At 70.5% G+C, this 19523-nt stretch carries 17 protein-coding genes and 1 pseudogene; 7 read left to right on the forward strand and 11 right to left on the reverse strand.

The genetic code is table 11. From position 1 onward, the window contains the following. Positions 1 to 167: 167 nt before the first annotated feature. The gene (locus ACIQRL_RS07700; protein ID WP_401328483.1) at positions 168 to 482 is read left to right on the forward strand and encodes a DUF6980 family protein; all 315 of its coding nucleotides are present in this window, start codon (positions 168 to 170) and stop codon (positions 480 to 482) included. Between the two features lie 829 nt (positions 483 to 1311). On the opposite strand, the pseudogene ACIQRL_RS07705 reads toward ACIQRL_RS07700, so the two are convergent. Next, positions 1312 to 1419: pseudogene (locus tag ACIQRL_RS07705) on the reverse strand (IS5/IS1182 family transposase); the annotation flags it as partial. Between the two features lie 299 nt (positions 1420 to 1718). On the opposite strand from ACIQRL_RS07705, the gene ACIQRL_RS07710 reads away from it, so the two are divergent. Then, positions 1719 to 2045: a hypothetical protein gene (locus ACIQRL_RS07710; RefSeq protein WP_401328485.1), complete on the forward strand. Its 327-nt coding sequence runs from the start codon at positions 1719 to 1721 to the stop codon at positions 2043 to 2045. A gap of 115 nt (positions 2046 to 2160) precedes the next feature. Here the strand turns inward: ACIQRL_RS07710 and ACIQRL_RS07715 are convergent, their stop codons facing one another. Further along, positions 2161 to 2910 (reverse strand): hypothetical protein, encoded by a 750-nt coding sequence (locus tag ACIQRL_RS07715; RefSeq protein ID WP_401328488.1) that lies wholly within the window; start codon positions 2908 to 2910, stop codon positions 2161 to 2163. A 369-nt stretch (positions 2911 to 3279) separates the two neighbouring features. Here ACIQRL_RS07715 and ACIQRL_RS07720 point away from each other — a divergent pair, with 369 nt between their 5' ends. Then, the gene (locus ACIQRL_RS07720; RefSeq protein WP_401328490.1) at positions 3280 to 3537 is read left to right on the forward strand and encodes a CPCC family cysteine-rich protein; all 258 of its coding nucleotides are present in this window, start codon (positions 3280 to 3282) and stop codon (positions 3535 to 3537) included. Positions 3538 to 3810: 273 nt separating this feature from the next. Here ACIQRL_RS07720 and ACIQRL_RS07725 read toward each other — a convergent pair whose 3' ends face one another. Beyond that, positions 3811 to 5805, reverse strand: a complete 1995-nt coding sequence (locus ACIQRL_RS07725; RefSeq protein ID WP_401328493.1) for a YncE family protein — start codon at positions 5803 to 5805, stop codon at positions 3811 to 3813. 493 nt (positions 5806 to 6298) lie between these two features. On the opposite strand from ACIQRL_RS07725, the gene ACIQRL_RS07730 reads away from it, so the two are divergent. Further along, positions 6299 to 8275 carry an NAD-binding protein gene (locus ACIQRL_RS07730; RefSeq protein ID WP_401329530.1) on the forward strand — a complete coding sequence of 659 codons (1977 nt, stop codon included), beginning with the start codon at positions 6299 to 6301 and terminating at the stop codon, positions 8273 to 8275. Positions 8276 to 8376: 101 nt separating this feature from the next. On the opposite strand, the gene ACIQRL_RS07735 is transcribed toward ACIQRL_RS07730, so the two are convergent. Continuing rightward, a complete protein-coding gene (locus tag ACIQRL_RS07735; RefSeq protein WP_401328496.1) occupies positions 8377 to 10206 on the reverse strand; it encodes a prolyl oligopeptidase family serine peptidase in 1830 nt (609 codons plus the stop codon). 128 nt (positions 10207 to 10334) lie between these two features. Here ACIQRL_RS07735 and ACIQRL_RS07740 point away from each other — a divergent pair, with 128 nt between their 5' ends. Both ACIQRL_RS07740 and ACIQRL_RS07745 read left to right on the forward strand, forming a co-directional pair. Next, positions 10335 to 10709 (forward strand): nuclear transport factor 2 family protein, encoded by a 375-nt coding sequence (locus ACIQRL_RS07740; protein WP_401328499.1) that lies wholly within the window; start codon positions 10335 to 10337, stop codon positions 10707 to 10709. A gap of 49 nt (positions 10710 to 10758) precedes the next feature. Continuing rightward, entirely contained in the window at positions 10759 to 11598 is an 840-nt protein-coding gene (locus ACIQRL_RS07745; protein ID WP_401328501.1) for an SURF1 family protein, read from the forward strand. 173 nt (positions 11599 to 11771) lie between these two features. Here ACIQRL_RS07745 and ACIQRL_RS07750 read toward each other — a convergent pair whose 3' ends face one another. The 7 genes from ACIQRL_RS07750 to ACIQRL_RS07780 all read right to left on the reverse strand — a co-directional run bounded on the left by ACIQRL_RS07750 (position 11772) and on the right by ACIQRL_RS07780 (position 18473). Next, positions 11772 to 12908 (reverse strand): hypothetical protein, encoded by a 1137-nt coding sequence (locus ACIQRL_RS07750; RefSeq protein ID WP_401328504.1) that lies wholly within the window; start codon positions 12906 to 12908, stop codon positions 11772 to 11774. Further along, the gene (locus ACIQRL_RS07755) at positions 12905 to 13531 is read right to left on the reverse strand and encodes a SigE family RNA polymerase sigma factor (protein ID WP_401328506.1); all 627 of its coding nucleotides are present in this window, start codon (positions 13529 to 13531) and stop codon (positions 12905 to 12907) included. Before ACIQRL_RS07755 ends, ACIQRL_RS07750 begins: the two co-directional genes overlap by 4 nt. Positions 13532 to 14099: 568 nt before the next feature. Further along, positions 14100 to 15161: an aspartate-semialdehyde dehydrogenase gene (locus ACIQRL_RS07760; RefSeq protein ID WP_401328509.1), complete on the reverse strand. Its 1062-nt coding sequence runs from the start codon at positions 15159 to 15161 to the stop codon at positions 14100 to 14102. Then, the gene (locus ACIQRL_RS07765; RefSeq protein ID WP_401328512.1) at positions 15158 to 16450 is read right to left on the reverse strand and encodes an aspartate kinase; all 1293 of its coding nucleotides are present in this window, start codon (positions 16448 to 16450) and stop codon (positions 15158 to 15160) included. The genes ACIQRL_RS07760 and ACIQRL_RS07765 overlap by 4 nt, the downstream gene beginning before the upstream one ends. Positions 16451 to 16778: 328 nt before the next feature. Beyond that, positions 16779 to 17438, reverse strand: coding sequence for a DUF5063 domain-containing protein (locus ACIQRL_RS07770; protein ID WP_401328515.1), 660 nt, complete (start codon positions 17436 to 17438; stop codon positions 16779 to 16781). After that, complete coding sequence (gene recR, locus ACIQRL_RS07775) at positions 17431 to 18030, reverse strand: recombination mediator RecR (protein ID WP_401328516.1); 600 nt, start codon at positions 18028 to 18030, stop codon at positions 17431 to 17433. Before recR ends, ACIQRL_RS07770 begins: the two co-directional genes overlap by 8 nt. Before the next feature lie 98 nt (positions 18031 to 18128). Beyond that, complete coding sequence (locus tag ACIQRL_RS07780) at positions 18129 to 18473, reverse strand: YbaB/EbfC family nucleoid-associated protein (protein ID WP_401328519.1); 345 nt, start codon at positions 18471 to 18473, stop codon at positions 18129 to 18131. Positions 18474 to 18771: 298 nt separating this feature from the next. Here ACIQRL_RS07780 and ACIQRL_RS07785 point away from each other — a divergent pair, with 298 nt between their 5' ends. Then, positions 18772 to 19515, forward strand: a complete 744-nt coding sequence (locus ACIQRL_RS07785) for an SLATT domain-containing protein (protein ID WP_401328521.1) — start codon at positions 18772 to 18774, stop codon at positions 19513 to 19515. The last annotated feature ends 8 nt before the right edge of the window (positions 19516 to 19523 follow it).

The following is a 19523-nucleotide window of genomic DNA, read 5'->3' on the forward strand; positions in this document are numbered from 1 at the left end:
TAGCCATGATCCTCTTCGTGAGCGGCGTTGTGCTTCAGATCCTTGGGAGGCCACGCCAAAGCAGCCCGGCTATTGGGCATCTGTCAGATCTCCACGTGGCACCTGGCGATCATCACAGACCGTGATCCACTTCCGATCACAGGGCCGATCAACGAGAAGCCGAGGGCATGACTCATCACTGCTGCGAGACGATGACCAGCCGCGTGAACATGAGCTGCGACCAGCACGCCGACCCCTTCGCCTGCCCGGACGCACTAGTCGACTTCAGCGCCAAGTTTCAGGAGTACGGGCTGATCATCCATGACGGCGGCACGTCAAGCATCACGATCGACTTCTGCCCCTGGTGCGGACGACGCCTCCCCGAGTCGCAGCGGGACCGATGGTTTGACGAGTTGGAGCGTCGCGGGGTCGACCCGTGGCAGGACGAGGTGCCTACCGAGTTCCAGGACGACCGCTGGCTCGCCTCTCTCCACCGGGAGTAACGAACGAGCAGCTTCAGGCCACTCCTGAGACCGGCGTCGCGGTACAGCAGTGATGTACAGCAACCATCGCGACCGGAGCAAAGAGTCAGCGGTCCTGACTGACCGTCTGACCAGGCGAGCAGACCTCAGTGACCGTCGCCCGCCCGTAGTTCGCATCGAGGGGCAGGGAGCCGTAAGGACTTTGAGCGGTGGCGGCCGGAGACGGACGGGTCGCGGTTCGCGAGTGCCAGTCAGAGAGCGTGGGTGACTGGCCGCCAGGGCGTGTCTGATAATGATCAGATTGCGGCGGCTTTCCCTGCGGAGGCGGCTGGCTGCCTGTGGGAAGGTCTTGCATGTGATGGGTCAGGATGGCGTCCGGGTCCGCGAGCTCGTACTCGTAGCGGGAGTTCGCCCGGCGGACGTTGTGCGTGTTCATCGCGCAGCGCTCCATGTGCTGCGTGCGGGCATCGACGCAGCCCACATCGACGCCTACAGCGGTGACGCCTGGCCGCCCGAGGTCCTGCACTCGTACGAGCGCGCCCTCCTGCTTGCTCGTGAGGAGGTCGCACGCGGTCATCGCCGCAGGCGCTCCGATCCCGGGATGGGGATCAACATTGATGTCCGGGACGACGGGCAGTTCGACGTGCTGTCGGACTTGGCTCCTTACACGATCCACGCCGAAGGCTGGCGCGACGGCCGGCAGGTCTTCAGCGCCGGCGACACGGGAACCGCCCTGTGGATCGAGGTCACGCAGGAACAGGAAGCGGCACTTCTGTCCCGACTGGGTCTGCTGGGGATCCCACCGGGTGTGCTCACCGTCCTTGCACCCGGGCGCTAATGCCATTGCCGACGCGGGCTCGCGGAGCCACAGGGACAGCGAGGCAAGGCGCAGTACGGCCTGGTAGCGGTCCGCGAGCTTGTCGAACCGGGTCGCTACCGCGCGGAACCGCGTGAGCCGTTGGAGTGTGGACGCCAGCGTCACGACCGGCGAATCCCCGGACCGTTCTTGAGGCGGGGAGTCAAGCCCGATGATCCTCCTGACATCAGCGACTGACACCAACAAGGGCGAACGGCCGTGGTCGACGCTGAACGTCAGCGGACAGCAAGTCGAGGCGCCGGGTGGGTGGATCAACACCGGCAGCACCCCGTCATCGACCTGCCAAAGATGAGGCCACATCTCAAAGCTCGCCTCTATCGCGAGACACCATCGCACTGGATGCATGTTCCGGGGCAAACCGGGATCAGAGAGCAGGCGGAATGACCTCGTTACGGTGTGAAGCCACTCGCTGGGCACTCGATGATGACGACGACTTCCACCCCGGGTGGGTCGAGGTGCGGCTAACCGACGCCCATGGTCGGCAATGGGTCTTCTTCGACAAGCCGCCGATCTTCGGTGGTGGTGATGCGCTGAGCCCCAGCGCCGCACACCCCATCGCCGTGACGATCGGCTGCGTCATCCTGAGGCGCACCTCGGATCCGGACGGCAACGAGGTCGTCACGGTCTCTACAGGCGGGCGGCCGCAAGCCACTGAAGGTGACCGGAGCGAGTTCGACGTTCGACCCGATCAGCTAGTGGAGCCCTGACCCCGAGGAGGAGGAGCGGCTCAGCGTCGAGTGGTCGGGACTGGGCACAGGCTCGGGTCAGATCGGCGAGCAGGGTGGCGGGCCGCTTCGAGTCTGGCCGGCACAGCCCGGCCGCTCAGCCGGGACTGCCGGAGGGTGCCTGATCCTGCGGGTCGCCGGGCGGTACGGCGTCGTGCGGCGGAAGTGGGGTCGTTGAATCCGCTAGCGGGGTCGTGATCCGTGCCCGCGCCCGCAGTCTGCGCCGGTGGCCGGCGCGGTCGGCACGGCCCTTGTAGCCCTTGGGCTGCCATTTGTTGCCGTGCCAGAGGTCGGGCGGAACCCAGCGGGAGCAAGCCTGTTCGACGTCCGCGGTCACGTTGACGATGGTGGTGAGCTCGACGCGGTAGCGCAATCTCGGGAGACCATCGGCGGGCGGGTCGGCGTCCCGGACATGGCGCCACAGCACGGGGTGATCGCGGTCGAAGTCCCCGCTGGGGAAGAGCTCGAGTGTCGCGGTACCGTAGTCGACGGCCGCGTCACCGGTGGAGTAGATGCATACCCCGGCCAGCGATTCCCAGGTCAGCAGCGTGTCCCCGTCCAGGCTGAACCACCACCACCCCGTGGCGTCGAAGACGAATCTGTCATGGGACGCGGCGGCCGTCCCTATCAGTGCGAACAGGCCGCAAAGCGCGCACAGGCCGCCGACCGAGGCGAGAAGCCACCGAGCCACGTCATTGTCGACCAGCGCGGCCCCCGCCAGGCCGACAGCGGCCACCGACAGAACGACCGCGGTGCCGATCAGACCGGCCTGGACCTCCCGCTGCCCGTACCGTACGGCGGTCGCATCGCTGGATGGCCGCGCTGGCAAGCTCCCCCCGGCGCTCATGGCCACGAGTGTACGGAGAGCCGCTGCGGAATTCCCGGAACCCGCACCCCAGGGGACAGCGAAACCCGGCCGCATTCCGTCACCGGTCGGCCGCAACTCTTGCGTGGCGCTGTCCAGCGCCCGTGGAGCCGCCTGTCCACCCGTGCCCCTCCGGAGAGCTCACCTCATCCCCGGAGCACGCGCCCTCGGACCGACCCCGGGCCGTGCCAGGGCGCTCAACGCCGACCAACAATGACAACCGTCGACAACCAAGTCGCAGGTCGCAGCGTTGGTCGATTACACGGCCGCAGGTCAGAGATCCGGTCCTTCACTTCTTCGGCTACTGCTACCCGTAGAAACAAACGAGTGCCGACGGGGCATCATGAGGACATGACCGTGCCATTCGTCAACAACCACGGGGTGCCGGAGACTGGCACGGAGCCGTGCCCGTGCTGTCGTCACATGACGCTTACCTGTCGCGACGGGTATGAAATGTGCGAAGTGTGCGGATGGGAGGACGACGGACAGGACGATCACGATGCGGACGTCATCCGTGGTGGCCCCAACGGCTCGCTGAGCCTCACCGAAGCCCGCCAAAGGTTCCAGAGCCGCGAAGCCTGCGATGCTCGGTGTTCACCTTGCCGATGAGCCGCCCAGGGTCGTACAGCAGCGAAGTGCAACAACCACACCGGCTGGCAGTGGCTAGTTGTGACCTCGTTAGACCGTAGCGCGGCCGGTCTGACCCTCATCGGCCGATCCGCATAGAACTACGGATCAGAAGCGCGAGCCGGAAGCGCGCCGGCCAGTGCCCGGGCCCGGCGCTCCCGTCCTGGCCGCGGCGGGGCAACGTCCAGGGTGCGGGCCTGCTTCGGTGGCAGACCCGCGCCCCTCTCGTCGGTCTTCGGGGAGTAGTGCCGGACGTCAGCTGGTGAAGATGAAGTACTTCCAGGTCCCGTACGTCGTCGAGTTCACGTTGTCGCCCGATGTCGTGTCGACGTAGGACGACCGGATCCGGAAACGGACGCCCGTCGGCGGGGTGCCCGTGAGTTCGAGCGTGTCCTTGCCGGCCGAGCCGAGTACGACGTACTGGGAGTGCGTGGTGTGCCAGGCACCCTGGTAGTAGCCCTGCAGCTCCACCTTGTACTTGCGGCCCGGGTACGGCGTCATCGTCGTGCTGTAGACGGGGTCCTTGGACTTGTGGAAGTAGCGGTACGTCTGGCTCCACGCCGTCTTGCTCGTGTAGTAGCCGCTGAGCGCGGTCGACACCTTGGCCTGGGCGCCGACGGTGCTGGTGGCCGTCGCGGGCGCGTACCGGGTGTCGCCGGTGAACCTGGCGGTGACCTTGGTGTCGCGGGTCAGGGAGAGAGTGACGGACAGGTTGCCGGAGGAGTCGACCGTGCCGGACCTGACCAGCTTCTCGGGCTTGTCCGCGCCGTAGGGGTCGGCGTAGATCGCGACAGTGCGGTTCTTGTACGTCGTCCCCAGGTGCGCCGTGAACTTCACCGCGCTGTCGTAGGCGTACGCCTTGCCGTTGTTGTCGAGCGTCACCGTGGTCGCCGTGCGGGTGACGTTCACGGTGGTCGTGGCGGTGGCGCCCGCGTGGGAATCGTCGCCCGCGTACGTGACCATGTACGCGACGTGGCCGCCGGCCGGCGGGGTGTCGGCGTAGGAGTACGAGCCGTCGGCGCCGACCGTCGCCGTGCCGAGCAGCTTGCCGGACGGGGACTCGGCGTCGGTGCGGCGGACGGAGACCTCGGTGCCGGACGGGAACGCGGCGGTCGACGTCAACTTGCCCGTGACCTTGAGGGACTTGGCGCGGGTGGCGGTGGCAGGCGCCGTCGCCGTGAGGCCGGTGTCCGCCTTGGTGGGGTTGTCGAGGACGCGCAGCGAGTACACGTTCGCGTCGTTGTACGACACCGCGAACAGCTTGCCGGCGTCCGGCGCCCAGGCGAGACCCGAGGCCGCGAGGGTGTCGGCACCGCTGCTTCCGCCGGTGTTCGGGAAGTCGTACTGGCGTACCGGCGTGGAGACGCCCGGCTGGAAGACGTGGACGTCCGGGTCGTACCAGGAGAAGGTGCCCGCGGCGACGGTGCCGTTCGGGGCGATGTCGACCGCGTTCGGGTAGGGGTTGGTGGTGTAACTGCCGTCCTCCGACAGGTCGGAGAGCTTGAACACCTCCTGCTTGTAGGGGGCGCCGCTGGCCGTGACGACGTCCTTGCCGTCGGGAGTGACGGCGAGGTCGCTGAGGTTGCTGCTGTCGCCCGGATCGAAGGCGTACGCGGTGCGGTTCGCCGAACCCGACGACACGTCGAACACGGCGAGTTCGACCGGGCTCTGCCCAGGGGCGCCCGCGACGACGGTACCCGGTGCGCCGGCCGAGGAGCCGAGGATCGGGGCGTCGTTCCAGGTACGGGTGGTGTCCTGGTGCAGGGCCACGACCGGGTCACCGGCGCTCAGGTCGAGCGAGCCGATGTTGCCGCTGCCGGAGCCTCGGTAGCCGAACCAGACCTTGCCGCCCGCGAGGGCCGGATACTCGGGCTGGGTGCCGTCACCCGTCGGGTAGCGACGGGCCTCGGTGGCGGTCGCCGTGTCGATGGCGACGATCGCGTCGGCGCCCTCGACGGCCGCGTACAGGGTGCCGGAGTCGGCGGACAGTTCCAGGCCGCGGACGCCGGGCAAGGAGTCGACGGTGCCGACGACCGTGCCGCTGTAGTCCGTCGCGACGACCTTTCCGCCGGCCGGGTCGCTGATGAAGACCCGCTTGTGGACGCCGTCCACGACGATGTCGCCGGTCGAGCCGATCGGCAGGACGGCACTGGAGTCGGCCAGCGCGGGCGCGGCCGTGGTGACCGCGAGCGCGGCCGAGCTGAAGAGGACCGCGAGCGCCGTCGCGGCCGGAAGGGTGCGTATGCGCACGGTGGTTTCGAACCCCCCGGAACGAAATGAGCCCCTGGTGTGGAACTGGGGAAGTAAACGGAGCCTAGGTCACGCCTCTGACAGCGGCGGTGATCGGAGGTCACGGATGATCAAAGGGGAGCGGCCGTGACTCCCGTCGGCCATCCCTCGACGAGGGTGCCCTCCGCGGGTGCGCCGCCGCCGTACGGCCACAGCGTGCGGTTGCCGTCGGCGTCCCGGGCCCGGGTCAGCACATGGGTAAATACCCGAAGGCCTCAACTGCCCTTCGTGCAAGGCGACATGAGAGCAACAGTGGCTCCAGGAGAGTGCCGGGGGCACCGGAGATCGCTTGCGAGCCGAGGGAGGGGTCGGTGGCGCGGTCTCGCTGAAGTGGCATGAACACAGGCCCGGTTCCCCGGGCGTCCCCACTGGAACCACCCGTACCCGTGCGGCAGTCTTCTCCTTCGTGGGGAATCTTCCGTCTCAGAGTGTGTCGAGTGACGCCGCCGAGCACATGGTGGTGGCCGGGGACGACGCCCTGGCCCATCGGCTGGCCGCTGAGCTGCGCGGGGTGTACGGCGAGCGGGTGACCCTCGTGGTGCCGCCCGCGCAGCACGGTGTACGGCCGCCGGTCGTCGGGCGGACACGGGCCACGGCCCTGTTCGACCGTGTGTCCGCCGCGGTGAACCGGGCCTCCGGGAACGGGGCCGGCGCGGGGGACTCCGGGAGCGGCCGGACCGAGGAGCCTCCCGGTTCCGAGCGGCTGGTGGAGGCCACCGAGCTCACCGAGGGCGCGCTCGCCTACGCGGGTGTCGAGCGGGCCGCCGCGCTCGCGCTCGTGTACGACGACGACGAGACCAACATCCGTGCCGCGCTCACCGCCCGGCGGCTCAACCCTCGGATCCGGCTGGTCCTGCGGCTCTACAACCGGCGTCTCGGGCAGCACATCGAGGCCCTTCTCGACCAGGCCTCGGCACTGGCCACCGCCGCCGCCGACGGCGCGCTCGGCGCCTCGGACACCACCGGAGGCGTCCCCGGGGCGGATGCCCCACGGGCCGGCCGGAACGTCGAGGCCTACGACGCCTCCACCACCGTGCTGTCCGACGCCGACACGGCCGCGCCCGCGCTGGCCGCGACCGCCGTGGCCGGCACCAGCAAGGTCGTCCAGACCGACGGGCTGATGCTGCGCGCGGTGGAGCGGCCGCCGCCCGGTCCTGGCGAGGTCGCCGATCCGGGGCTCTGCACGCTGGCGTTGCTGTCCGCCACGACCAACGACCCGGCGGGCGCCGACGGTTCGGAGAGCAGCGGCGCGCAGGGGCCTCAACTCCTGCCCGACGAACGGGCGGTGGCCGCCGCGACCGGACGCGGCACGGTCGTCCTGGAGAACGTGTCGTACTCCGGTCCCGAACTGAACGCGGGGCGGGGCGTCGTCCCGTGGTTCGGCTCCCTGCTGTCCCGGCGGCTGCGCTGGTCGTTCGCGGGGCTCGTCGGGTGTGTCGTGGGGCTCGCCGTGGCGTCGGTGCTGGTCACCGGGGAGCCCGCGCTCCGGGCGACGTATCTGACGCTCCTCGATCTCTTCGCCATCAACAATCCGGCCATCGGCGAGCCGCTGGGCCGCCAGATCCTCCAGCTCTGTTCCGGGATGGTGGGGTTGCTGCTGCTGCCGGTGCTGCTGGCCGCGGTGCTGGAGGCGCTCGGCACCTTCCGCAGCGGGACGGCCCTGCGCAAGCCGCCGCGCGGGCTGTCCGGGCACGTGGTGCTGCTCGGGGTCGGCAAGATCGGCACACGGGTACTGGCGCGGCTGCGGGAGCTGCGCATCCCTGTGGTGTGTATCGAGGCCGATCCCGAGGCGCGGGGGCTCGCGCTGGCACGGAGACTGCGGGTGCCCGTGGTGCTGGGGGACGTGACGCAGGAAGGTGTGCTGGAGGCCGCCAAGATTCATCGGGCGCACGCGCTGCTGGCGTTGACCAGCGCGGACACGATGAACCTGGAGGCCGTGCTCTACGCCCGGACCCTGCGGCCCGATCTGCGGGTCGTCCTGAGGCTGTACGACGACGACTTCGCGACCGCCGTGTACCGCACCCTGCGGGCCGCGCATCCGGGCGCGCTCACCCGGAGCCGCAGCGTGTCCCATCTGGCGGCGCCCGCGTTCGCGGGGGCGATGATGGGGCGGCAGATCCTCGGGGCGATTCCCGTCGAGCGGCGGGTCCTGCTGTTCGCCGCGGTGGACGTGGGCGGGCATCCCCAGTTGGAGGGGCGCACCGTGGGGGAGGCGTTCCGTGCGGGGGCGTGGCGGGTGCTCGCGCTGGACACGGCGACGCCCGAAGAACGCCGGGCGGCCACGGCGTCCGCCTCGCGCGGTCCCCGGCTGGTGTGGGACCTGCCCTCCACCTACGTCCTGCGGCCCGAGGACCGCGTGGTGCTCGCCGCGACCCGGCGGGGGCTCGCGGAACTGCTCGGCCGACGACCCCGGCAGCGCGCCGGGACATAGCCGGCCCGGCGGAGGAGGCCGTGCTCAGGGGGCGTTGCCGAGGAAGACCGGCGGAGGGGATCCGGCCCCTCCGCCGGGCCCCCTTCCGCGGCGTTCCGGGGCTACTTCCCCAGGTGTCGTTCGGCGAAGTCCAGTTCCAGGCGGACCTGCTTGATGCGTTCGTCGACGACCAGGGAGCCGTGGCCCGCGTCGTAGCGGTAGACCTCGTGGACGGCTTCGCGGGCGGCGAGGCGGGTGACGTAGTTGTCGATCTGGCGGATGGGGCAGCGGGGGTCGTTGACACCGGCCGAGATGTAGACCGGGACCTTGACCGCGTCGACGTAGGTCAGCGGGGAGGACGCCTCGAAGCGCTCGGGGACCTCCTCCGGGGTGCCTCCGAGGAGCGTGCGGTCCATGGCCTTCAGCGCCTCCATCTCGTCTTCGTACGCCGTGACGTAGTCGGCGACCGGGACGGCGGCGATGCCGAGGGCCCAGGCGTCGGGCTGGGTGCCGACGCCGAGGAGGGTGAGGTAGCCGCCCCAGGAACCGCCGGTGAGGATCAGCCGGTCGGGGTCGGCAAGCCCGGACGTCACCGCCCACTCGCGGACCGCGGCGATGTCCTCCAGTTCGATGAGCCCGACGCGGTGCTTGAGCGCGTCGGTCCACGCGCGGCCATAGCCCGTGGAACCGCGGTAGTTGACCCGGACCACCGCGTAGCCGTGGTCGACCCAGGCCGCCGGGCCCGCCGCGAACGAGTCGCTGTCGTGCCAGGTCGGACCGCCGTGGATCTCGAACACGGTGGGCAGCGGGCCGGTGGTGCCCGCCGGCTTCTGGACCAGGGCGTGGACACGGCCGCCGGGCCCCTCGACCCAGACGTCCTCCACGGGGACCGATCCCGGGGACTTCCGGCCGGGCGGGTCCAGGACGATCTCGCCGGTCGTCGAACGGACGGCGGACGGCTCGGCCGCCGAGGACCACAGGTACTCCACCGTCCCGTCCGGGCGGGCCGTCGCCCCGGAGACCGTGCCGGGCGGGGTCGCGACCGCGGTCAGCTCGCCGGAGGCGAGGTCGTAGCGCCACAGGTCGCTGCGCGCTTCGAAGCTGTGGGCGATGAGGAGGGCCGAGCCGTCCGGATACCACTCGGCGGCCACGTCACCGGGGAGATCGAGGCCCAGGTCGGTCTGCTCGCCGGTCGTCACCTCCCACACCAGGGGCTCCCAGCGACCGCGCCGCTGGTGCCCGATGAGCAGCCGGCTGTCCCCGTCGACGGGGGCGAAGCCCAGCACCTCCAGGCCCAGCTCGACCGTGCCGCCCTCGGTGTCGTCGAGCTCGGCGACCGTCGAACCGTCCGGGCGCAGCACTCTGAGCGCCGAGTGCATCGCGTCGCCGTGCTCGGTGTGCTCGACGGCGATCAGGGAGCCGTCGTGCGCGAGGTCGCCGACCCCGGCCGACTCGCGGTGCCGGTAGATCTGCACCGGTGCCTCACCGGCGCGGGCCAGGTGGATCGTCGATCCGTCGTCGTCCGTCGAGCGGCCCACCACGGCCGTACGCCCGTCGCGGCCGATGGCCAGGCCCGCCGGGTAGGAGGGTTCGAGGCCGGGGACGGCCGGCTCGTCGACCGCTCCCTCGGCCAGCGGGGCGTCGAACGGCCGGCGCCGCCAGATGCCGAACTCGTCGCCGTCCTTGTCGTCGAACCACCAGATCCACTCGCCGTCGGGCGCGAGGACCCCGTCCGTCGTGCCGTTCGCCCGGTGGGTGACCTGGCGCTGCTCCCCTGTCGCGCGGTCCCACGCGTACAGCTCGTACGTCCCCGTCGCGTTCGAGACGAACAGGGAGCGGTGCGGGGCGTCCTCCGCCCAGTCCGGCAGCGACACCCGTGGTGCGCGGAAGCGCTTCTCCCAGTCGGGCATGTCTGCCTGCTGCGGCTCGGTGGACCTGGTGCTCTCAGTCATGGCCCCATAGTGCCTGGCTCGCCCCTCCTCGCGCCGACGAGGTCCCCAGCCTGTGGACAACCTCGCGTCCCACAGGGCGTATGAGCAGGTCAGGGCCGTTGTCAGTGCCGGGGTGCAGACTTTTTCGCATGACCGATCTGCGCAAGACCGTCGAGAGTTACTGGGCCGCCGCGGACGCCCGGGAGTGGGACGCCTTCGCGGGCCTGCTCGCCGAGGACGTCGTCTACACCCTGCCGCAGACGCGTGAGCGCATCGGCGGCAGAGAGCGGTACGTCGAGTTCAACCGCGAGTACCCGGGCGACTGGCACGTCCGGATCGAGCGCGTCCTGGTCGAACCCGGTCAGGCCGTCACCTGGACCCACTTCACGGTGGGCCTGGAGGAGATGCACGCGATCACATTCTTCACCGCGGACGAGGAGGGCCGGATCGCCACGGTGACCGACTTCTGGCCCGAGCCGTACGAGCCTCCGGCGGGCCGGGAGCATCTGGCCGAGCGGTACTGAGCGGGCCCCACGGCCGAGTCCGGCTCGGCCGCCCCGTACCGTGGGCGGCGTGTACCGGTTCCTGCTGACGCCCCGCTGGTGGGGGATCAACGTCTTCGTGCTGTTGGCCATCCCCTTCTGCATCTTCATGGGGTCATGGCAGTTGGGGCGGTTCGAGGACCGGGTGCAAGAGCACCGGACGGCGGACGCGGCGGCCTCGACGGCCAGGACGGACCCCGCCCGGCCGCTGGCCGAGATGCTGCCCGTGACCCTGCGGACGTCCGGCAAGCAGACCACCGCGAAGGGCCGGTACGGCAAGCAGCTCCTCGTGCCCGGCCGGGAACTGGGCGGCAGGAACGGGTACTACGTGCTGACCCTCCTGCGGGTCGACGGCGGCAAGGCGCTGCCCGTCGTCCGGGGCTGGCTGCCCGGTGCCGCCGACCCGGCGAAGGCCCCGGCCGCACCCGGCGGCGAGGTCACCGTCACGGGCGCGCTCCAGGCGTCCGAGAGTCCCGGGTCGAACGGTGTCAGCACGGCCGGAGGACTTCCTCCGGGGCAGACCGCGGCGATCAGCTCCGCGTCGCTGGTGAACCTCGTGCCGTACACCCCGTACGACGCGTGGATCACGCTCGACAAGGCCGACGCCGGGATGAAGGCGGTGCCTCCGACCGCGCCGGACAACACGGGCCTGGACCTCAAGGCGTTCCAGAACCTCGGCTACACCGGCGAGTGGTTCGTCTTCGCGGGCTTCGTCGTCTTCATGTGGTTCCGGCTGCTGCGCCGCGAGGTGGAGTTCGCCCGCGACACCGAACTGGGGATCGTCCCGGACGCCACCGACGCCCCGGGGAAGAAGTCCGAGGACGCCGACACCGGCGGCACCGCTCCGGCGACGCCGTCCGCCACGGCCTGACAGGCCGGGGCGCGGCGGCCAGGCCGCGGCGGCTCCGGGGCGAACCCCGCGCCGCGCATCCGTCAGTACGGCTCATCGGGCGCCCGTCACGTCAGTACGACGCATCGGGCACCCGTCACGACGCCTGACCGTCCGCCTGTCCGCCCGTCAGGCCGTGGCGGACGGCGTGCCTGTCAGGACGACGCCAGGATCCCCGTGTGGTAGACCGTGCCCGCGCAGGCGTTGGACACGGTGACCGATGCCGTCGCGCCACCCGTCGCCGCTGTACTGGAGACGACGACGCTGCCGTCCTGCACGCCGTCCTCGAACAGGAGCTGGGGCGAAGTACCGCCGACCGCCGCGTCCGTGGTGGTGCCGCCGCTGTCGGTGGCACCCTGCGTCGGGCTCGGGGTCGGTGAGGGATCCGCCGTGGCCGGACACGTCGCCGAGGGGACCCAGGCGAACTTCACCACGTACGAGGTGCCCGGCTGGAGCACCAGGGAGGTGACCTCCGTGGTGGGATCGGGCAGCCCGGTGGCCGCGTCGCCCGCGACATGCGTCGCCACACCGACCTTGGTGGCGTCCGCCGCGCCTTGGGCGAGCGCGTTGACGGTGCCGGCGCCGGTGACCGTACAGGCGGCGGTGGAGACGTTCGAGACGGTGAAGGAGCCGTAGACCGCGCCGGTGGAGTCCGGGCCGGCGGCGGTACCGGAGGCTCCGCCGAGCTGGTCCGCCGTGCACGGGGTGGCGGTCGAGGAGGAGGCCGAGGGGCCGGCACCGCCCGTGGCGGCCCCGGCCGCGCCCTTGTCCTTGCCGCCCGGTGTCTCCGTCCTGCCGCCGGTGCCGTTGCCCGTGGACGTGCCGGCGGAGCCGCCCGCGTCCTTACCGGCGCCGCCGTCCGAGCCCTTGCCCTGGCCCGCCCCGCCCTGGGCCTGTGAGCTGTTGGCCGCGATGGACGGGTCGGCGTTCGACCCGGAGGAGTTCGAGACGTGGACGAACGCCGGGATCGCCGTGCCGATGAAGAGCGCCGCCGCCGCCATGCCGATCACGGCCTGGCGCTTCCTGGCCCGTCGGGCCGGTACCGCGCGGCGCAGATGGTCCAGGGTGCCGTCGGTGGGTTCGATCTCCTGGACGGCCTGGTGCAGCAGCCGGCGCAGTGCCAGCTCGTCGGAGCCGAGCAGCCCTTCGGGTCCCAGTCCGTCCGGGCCCGGCATGTCGGGCTGTTCGTCGGGGCCGTGGTTCACAGTTTCGTTCCCAGCGTGCGATTGCTTGTGCTCGTGTTCCGGGCGCCCCTCGTCCTGGGGGCGCCACCGGTCGTCGTACTCGCTCATGCCGAGGCCCCCATGGCGACGCGGAGCGCGGCGATGCCCCGCGAGCCGTACGCCTTCACCGAACCCAGGGAGACACCGAGCGTCTCGGCGACCTGAGCCTCGGTCATGTCCGCGAAATAGCGCAGGACCAGGACCTCGCGCTGGCGGCGCTGGAGTCCCTTCATCGCCTTGATCAGCGCGTCGCGCTCCAACTGGTCGTACGCGCCTTCCTCGGCGCTCGCCATGTCGGGCATCGGCTTCGAGAGGAGCTTGAGGCCGAGGATGCGCCGACGCAGGGCCGAGCGCGAGAGGTTGACGACGGTCTGCCGCAGATAGGCGAGCGTCTTCTCCGGGTCCCGGACGCGCTTGCGCGCCGAGTGCACCCGGATGAACGCCTCCTGGACGACGTCCTCGCAGGAGGCCGTGTCGTCCAGCAGGAGCGCCGCGAGACCGAGGAGCGACCGGTAGTGCGCCCGGTAGGTCTCGGTGAGGTGGTCGACGGTGGTACCCGCCGCCAGGCTGTCCTCCGCGCCGTCGCGCTGATTCGGGATGCGGGCCGGCCGCGCTGCGGGCATGGGCGCGATCACCGGCATGCCGCCGGGCGCGCCGGGGCTGCGGAGTCGGCGGGGTGGACGCAGGGCCATGCCCCTTGTCTGTACCGCGGTGAATTCGAGTACCTCTGCCACGCCAGTTGGACACTCGTCCCCCCGGCAGGGTTGTACGCGACAGGCATCACATTCACGCCGGGCGTCACATCGGCCGGATTCCCGTCCACCGGAACGCCCCTCCGTCCCCCCGCCGTTACGCTGTTCAGCCCGCGCGACAGTGCACCAGATGCCCTCATGCGTAACAGCTCTTCTCCTCTGCCCAATGCTCTGCCGCCCCCCGGACGCCCCTGAATGGCGACCGCAAAGACGCTCCCCGTCCGCTGCGCGGTTGCGCGGGACAGGGAGCAAATTTTCGAACGCCAGCACGGGTACGTACAAGTGGTCCGGACCACTAAGTTGATCACTGGACCGACATAGATCCTACAAACCCACCGCCCGGGGAGCACCAGGATTACGGCCCGCACCCGCCGGACCAGCAGAACCTGCGGAGCCGAGGCCGTCCGGACGGCAGTCCCGTCCGGGTCGAAACCGATCCGGACGGCCGGACCGGAGCACCCGGGACCCGGGCGGCGGACCGCCCGGGACCCCGCGTGGACGGCCGGATCTACGGCGTCGCGACGATCTCCGCCGCCACCAGCTCCGCGATCTGGGCGGTGTTCAGAGCGGCTCCCTTGCGCAGGTTGTCCCCGCACACGAACAGTTCGAGGGCCGTCGGGTCGTCCAGTGCCCGGCGGACCCGGCCCACCCAGGTCGGGTCGGTGCCCACCACGTCCGCGGGCGTCGGGAACTCCCCGGCGGCCGGATTGTCGAAGAGCACGACTCCCGGCGCGGTGGCCAGGATCTCCCGCGCCCTGTCGACGGTCACCTCGTCCTGGAAGCGGGCGTGCACCGTCAGCGAGTGCGTGGTCACCACGGGAACACGGACGCAGGTCACGGCGACCTTCAGACGGGGCAGCCCGAGGATCTTGCGGGTCTCGTCGCGTACCTTCATCTCCTCCGAGGACCAGCCGTCCTCGGCGAGCGACCCGGCCCACGGCACCACGTTCAGCGCGACCGGCTCGGGGAACGGGCCCGTGTCGTCGCCCACCGCCCGGCGGACGTCACCGGGGCTGTTCCCCAGTTCGGTGCCGGCGACGAGGGACATCTGCCGGCGCAGGGTGTCGACGCCCGCGCGGCCCGCGCCGCTGACAGCCTGGTAGGAGGAGACCACGAGTTCGCGCAGCCCGAACTCGGCGTGCAGTGCGCCGAGCGCCACGATCATGGACAGGGTCGTGCAGTTCGGGTTGGAGACGATCCCGCGCGGGCGCACCCGCGCGGCGTGCGGATTGACCTCGGGGACGACGAGGGGCACTTCCGGGTCCATCCGGAAGGCGCCGGAGTTGTCCACGACGACCGCGCCCTTGGCGGCGGCGATCGGCGCCCACTGGGCGGCCACCTCGTCCGGAACGTCGAACATGGCGACGTCGACCCCGTCGAGGGCCTCCTCCGACAGGGCCACCACCTCGACCTCGACGCCGCGCACGGCCAGCTTGCGGCCGGCCGAGCGCGGCGAGGCGATCAGACGGATCTCGCCCCAGACGTCCGCGTGCTGGGACAGGATCTGGAGCATGACCGTGCCGACGGCCCCGGTCGCTCCCACGACCGCGAGCGTCGGTCGTCCGGTCATCGCCCGGTGCCTCCGTAGACGACGGCTTCGTCGCTGTCGGAGTCGAGTCCGAAGGCGGTGTGCACGGCCCGTACGGCCTCGTTGACGTCGTCGGCGCGGGTGACCACGGAGATGCGGATCTCGGAGGTCGAGATCAGTTCGATGTTGACCCCGGCGTCGGTGAGCGCCTCGAAGAAGCCGGCCGTGACACCCGGGTTCGTCTTCATGCCGGCGCCGACGAGCGAGATCTTGCCGATCTGGTCGTCGTAGCGCAGCGACTCGAAGCCGATCACGCCCTTCGCCTTCTCCAGGGCGTCGATGGCCTTGCGGCCCTCGGTCTTCGGGAGGGTGAAGGAGATGTCCGTGAGACCAGTGGTGGCCGCCGACACGTTCTGGACGATCATGTCGATGTTGATCTCGGCGTTGGCGATGGCGCGGAAGATCGCGGCGGCCTCGCCCGGCTTGTCCGGCACACCGACGACCGTGACCTTGGCCTCGGAGGTGTCGTGAGCGACACCGGAAATGATGGCCTGCTCCACCTTCTGGTCCCCTTGCTGCTGTGTCTTTCCGACGAGTGGTGCGCTGCTGACCCAGGTGCCCTGAAGTCCGCTGAAGGACGAGCGCACATGGATCGGGATGTCGTAACGGCGCGCGTATTCCACACAGCGGTGGAGCAGCACCTTGGAGCCGGAGGCGGCGAGCTCCAGCATGTCCTCGAAGGCGATCCAGTCGATCTTCTTCGCCTTCTTCACCACGCGCGGGTCGGCGGTGAACACGCCGTCCACGTCGGTGTAGATCTCGCACACCTCGGCGTCGAGCGCCGCGGCCAGCGCGACGGCCGTGGTGTCGGACCCGCCGCGGCCCAGCGTGGTGATGTCCTTCTTGTCCTGCGAGACACCCTGGAACCCGGCGACGATGGCGATGTTGCCCTCGTCGAGCGCCGTACGGATACGGCCGGGGGTGACGTCGATGATCCGCGCTTTGTTGTGGACCGAGTCGGTGATGACGCCTGCCTGGCTGCCGGTGAAGCTCTGGGCGCTGTGGCCCAGGTTTTTGATCGCCATCGCCAGCAGGGCCATGGAGATCCGCTCTCCGGCGGTCAGCAGCATGTCGAACTCTCGTCCGCTGGGCATCGGAGATACCTGCTCGGCGAGATCGATCAGCTCGTCCGTCGTGTCGCCCATCGCGGAAACGACCACGACCACCTGGTGGCCGTTCTTCTTCGCTTCCACGATCCGCTTGGCGACGCGCTTGATGCCCTCGGCATCGGCTACGGAGGAACCCCCGTACTTCTGCACGACAAGGCCCACGTGCGCTCCTCGCTCAATCCGTCTCTGCACCGCACAACTGCGGTCGGCTCAGTCTAACGAGCGGCCGGATTTCCCTTCCGGGGTATCGCATCGTGAGATGTCCCGCTCACGACGTGATCACTCCGGGCTGTCAGGTCGATAAGGGACGTCCGGCCGCTCCGAGACGGCACCTGCCCGTGCCGAAGCCCCGCCACTCCGAAAGTGCCCCGAGTCACACCGCGGACACCGGGGCGCGGCCGGCTGTTCGACCGTGCGCGGACCGAGCGGGGCTGCGTCACCGCCCGCGGAGCGAGCAGGGCTGCGTGACCGCGCGGGGACCCGAGCGCCGCTACTTGACCGTGCGCAGGCCGAGCGGCCCCGCGATCTCCTCGGCCATCACCTTGCCGGCCTCCTCCGCGAGGGCTTCCTCGCCGATCTCCTGGTCGGTGTCGAGGCCGTCGAGCTCCTGGAGCGGCTGGTTCAGCCGGACGTGGGCCACCACGGACTGCAGGGCGCGCAGGGCCGCGGAGGCGGTGGAGCCCCAGTTGGAGAAGTAGGAGAACTGCCACCACCACAGGGCTTCCGTGGTGCGGCCCGCGCGGTAGTGGGCCATGCCGTGGCGCAGGTCGGTGATGACGTCGGCCAGGTCGTCGGAGATACGGGCCGGGACGGGGGCCTTGCGGGGCTCGTAGGGGTCGAAGACCTCGGAGTAGACGTCGATCGGCTCCAGCATCACCGCGAGGCGCTCGCGGAGTTCGTCCACATCCCCCTCGGGGCCGAGGTCCGGCTCGTAGCGCTCGTCGGGAACGATGTCCTCGTGCGCGCCGAGACGGCCGCCGGCCAGGAGGAGTTGGGAGACCTCCAGGAGGAGGAAGGGCACGGCCGAGTCCGGCTCGTCGCCCTTGGCCACCTCGGTGACGGCGACCAGGAAGCTCTCCACCTGGTCCGCGATCTGGACCACGAAGTCGTCGGGGTCCGGGCTGGTCTCGTGCAGCGTGGCGTCAGACATCTAGAAGTCGTCTCCCCTCGAAGGCGCGGCCGAGCGTGACCTCGTCCGCGTATTCCAGGTCGCCACCCACCGGGAGGCCGCTGGCCAGGCGGGTGACCTTGAGGCCCATGGGCTTGATCATGCGGGCGAGATACGTGGCCGTGGCCTCGCCCTCCAGGTTCGGGTCCGTGGCCAGGATGAGCTCGGTGACCGCGCCGTCGGCGAGGCGGGCCAGGAGTTCTCTTATCCGCAGGTCGTCCGGGCCGACGCCCTCGATCGGGCTGATCGCGCCGCCGAGCACGTGGTACTTGCCGCGGAACTCACGCGTGCGCTCGACCGCGACGACGTCCTTCGGCTCCTCCACCACGCAGATCACCGAGAGGTCGCGGCGCGGGTCGCGGCAGATGTTGCACAACTCCTCCTGCGCCACGTTGCCGCAGGTCGCGCAGAAGCGGACCTTCGCCTTGACCTCCATGAGGGTCTGCGCGAGCCGGCGGACGTCCGCCGGCTCCGCCTGCAGGATGTGGAAGGCGATCCGCTGCGCGCTCTTGGGACCGACGCCGGGGAGCCGCCCCAGTTCGTCGATGAGGTCCTGAACTACGCCTTCGTACAACGGACTGCCTTTCCGAGTGTCCTGGTACCGCCTGGTCCCGTCCTGCGTTTCCTCTTGCGTTTCTTCCTGGTGCGTACGGTAGTTGGCCGCCGCCGGTCTTAGAAAGGCAGACCGGGGATGCCGCTGCCGCCGCCGAGCCCCTGGGTGAGCGGGCCCAGCGTCCGCTGCTGGAGCGCCTGCGCGTTCTCGTTCGCCGCCTGGACGGCCGCGACGACCAGGTCGGCGAGCGTCTCGGTGTCCTCGGGGTCGACCGCCTTCGGGTCGATCACCAGGGCGCGAAGCTCTCCGGAACCCGTCACGGTCGCCTTCACCAGGCCGCCGCCCGACTGGCCCCCGACCTCCGTCCGCGCCAGCTCCTCCTGCGCGTTCGCCAGGTCCTGCTGCATCTTCTGGGCCTGCTGCAACAACTGCTGCATATTGGGCTGGCCACCACCGGGAATCACGATCAGCTCCTGGTTTCGAGTACGGCTGTGTGGACCGCTTTTCCTGTCCAGCTTGAGCCTACGTGGTCGACGGGCCCGTCGCCCAAGCACTCTTTCGAGTGACACCGTCATCGCGCCTATACCTGATCAAGACCCTCTTCCAGGCGGAAAAGCCGGTAAACCCGGTCCATCGCCACCCATTGGGCGGTAGGAAGGGGGCGGCGCATTTGCACCACGCGTCACAGGACGTCACGCAGTGTCAGTGCCGTCACCGTCGTCACCGTCGTCCGTCATCACCGTCGTCAACTAGGGAGTACCGGTGAGTCAGCCGGAGATGCAGCCGGAGGGGCCGCCCCAGGACGGGCGGAGCGAGGGCGCGGCGGGGCTGCGGCCGGGCGACCTGACCGGTCGGCCGTTTCCGCTCGGCGACTGGGGGGAGCCAGCCGAGCGGCTCCACGAGCTCTACCGGTGGGTGGAGCAGGGGGCGCTCGACACGGCCGCCTGGTACCTCTCCGACCGCGTGTGGAAGCGGTGGGGGGCGCGGCTGCTGCGGAGCGGTGCCTCGCTGGGGGCCGTCGCCGGGGCCGCGCTGCCGCTGCTCGACCTCACCGGGTCGGCGCGGGGGGCGGCTCCGTGGGGATATCTGGCGCTGCTGCTCGCGGTCTCCTGCGTCGCCGTCGACCGGTTCTTCGGAGTGACCTCCGGATGGATAAGGGATGTGGCCACCGCGCAGGCCGTGCAGCGGCGGCTTCAGGCACTTCAGTTCGACTGGGCGTCCGAGAGCGTCCGGGAGGTCCTGGGCCCCGCGGACGGGACGGCCAGCGAGGCGGCCGACCGGTGCATCGGGGTGCTGCGCAGGTTCTCGGAGGACGTCACGGAGCTGGTGCGCACCGAGACGGCGGACTGGATGGTGGAGTTCCGTACGGGACCGGCGCCGCTGGGGATCCAGTCGTCGGCGGCGGGAGCGCCCAGGCCCGACGGATCGCCCCTGAACGGGCGGGTCCCGCTGCCGCCGGGAACCCGCCCGAACATGCCCCGCCAGCGCCCGCCCGAGCCCAGGTAGCGGTCCCG

The sequence above is a fragment of the Streptomyces sp. NPDC091209 genome (assembly GCF_044757755.1).
Taxonomy (GTDB): Bacteria; Actinomycetota; Actinomycetes; order Streptomycetales; family Streptomycetaceae; genus Streptomyces.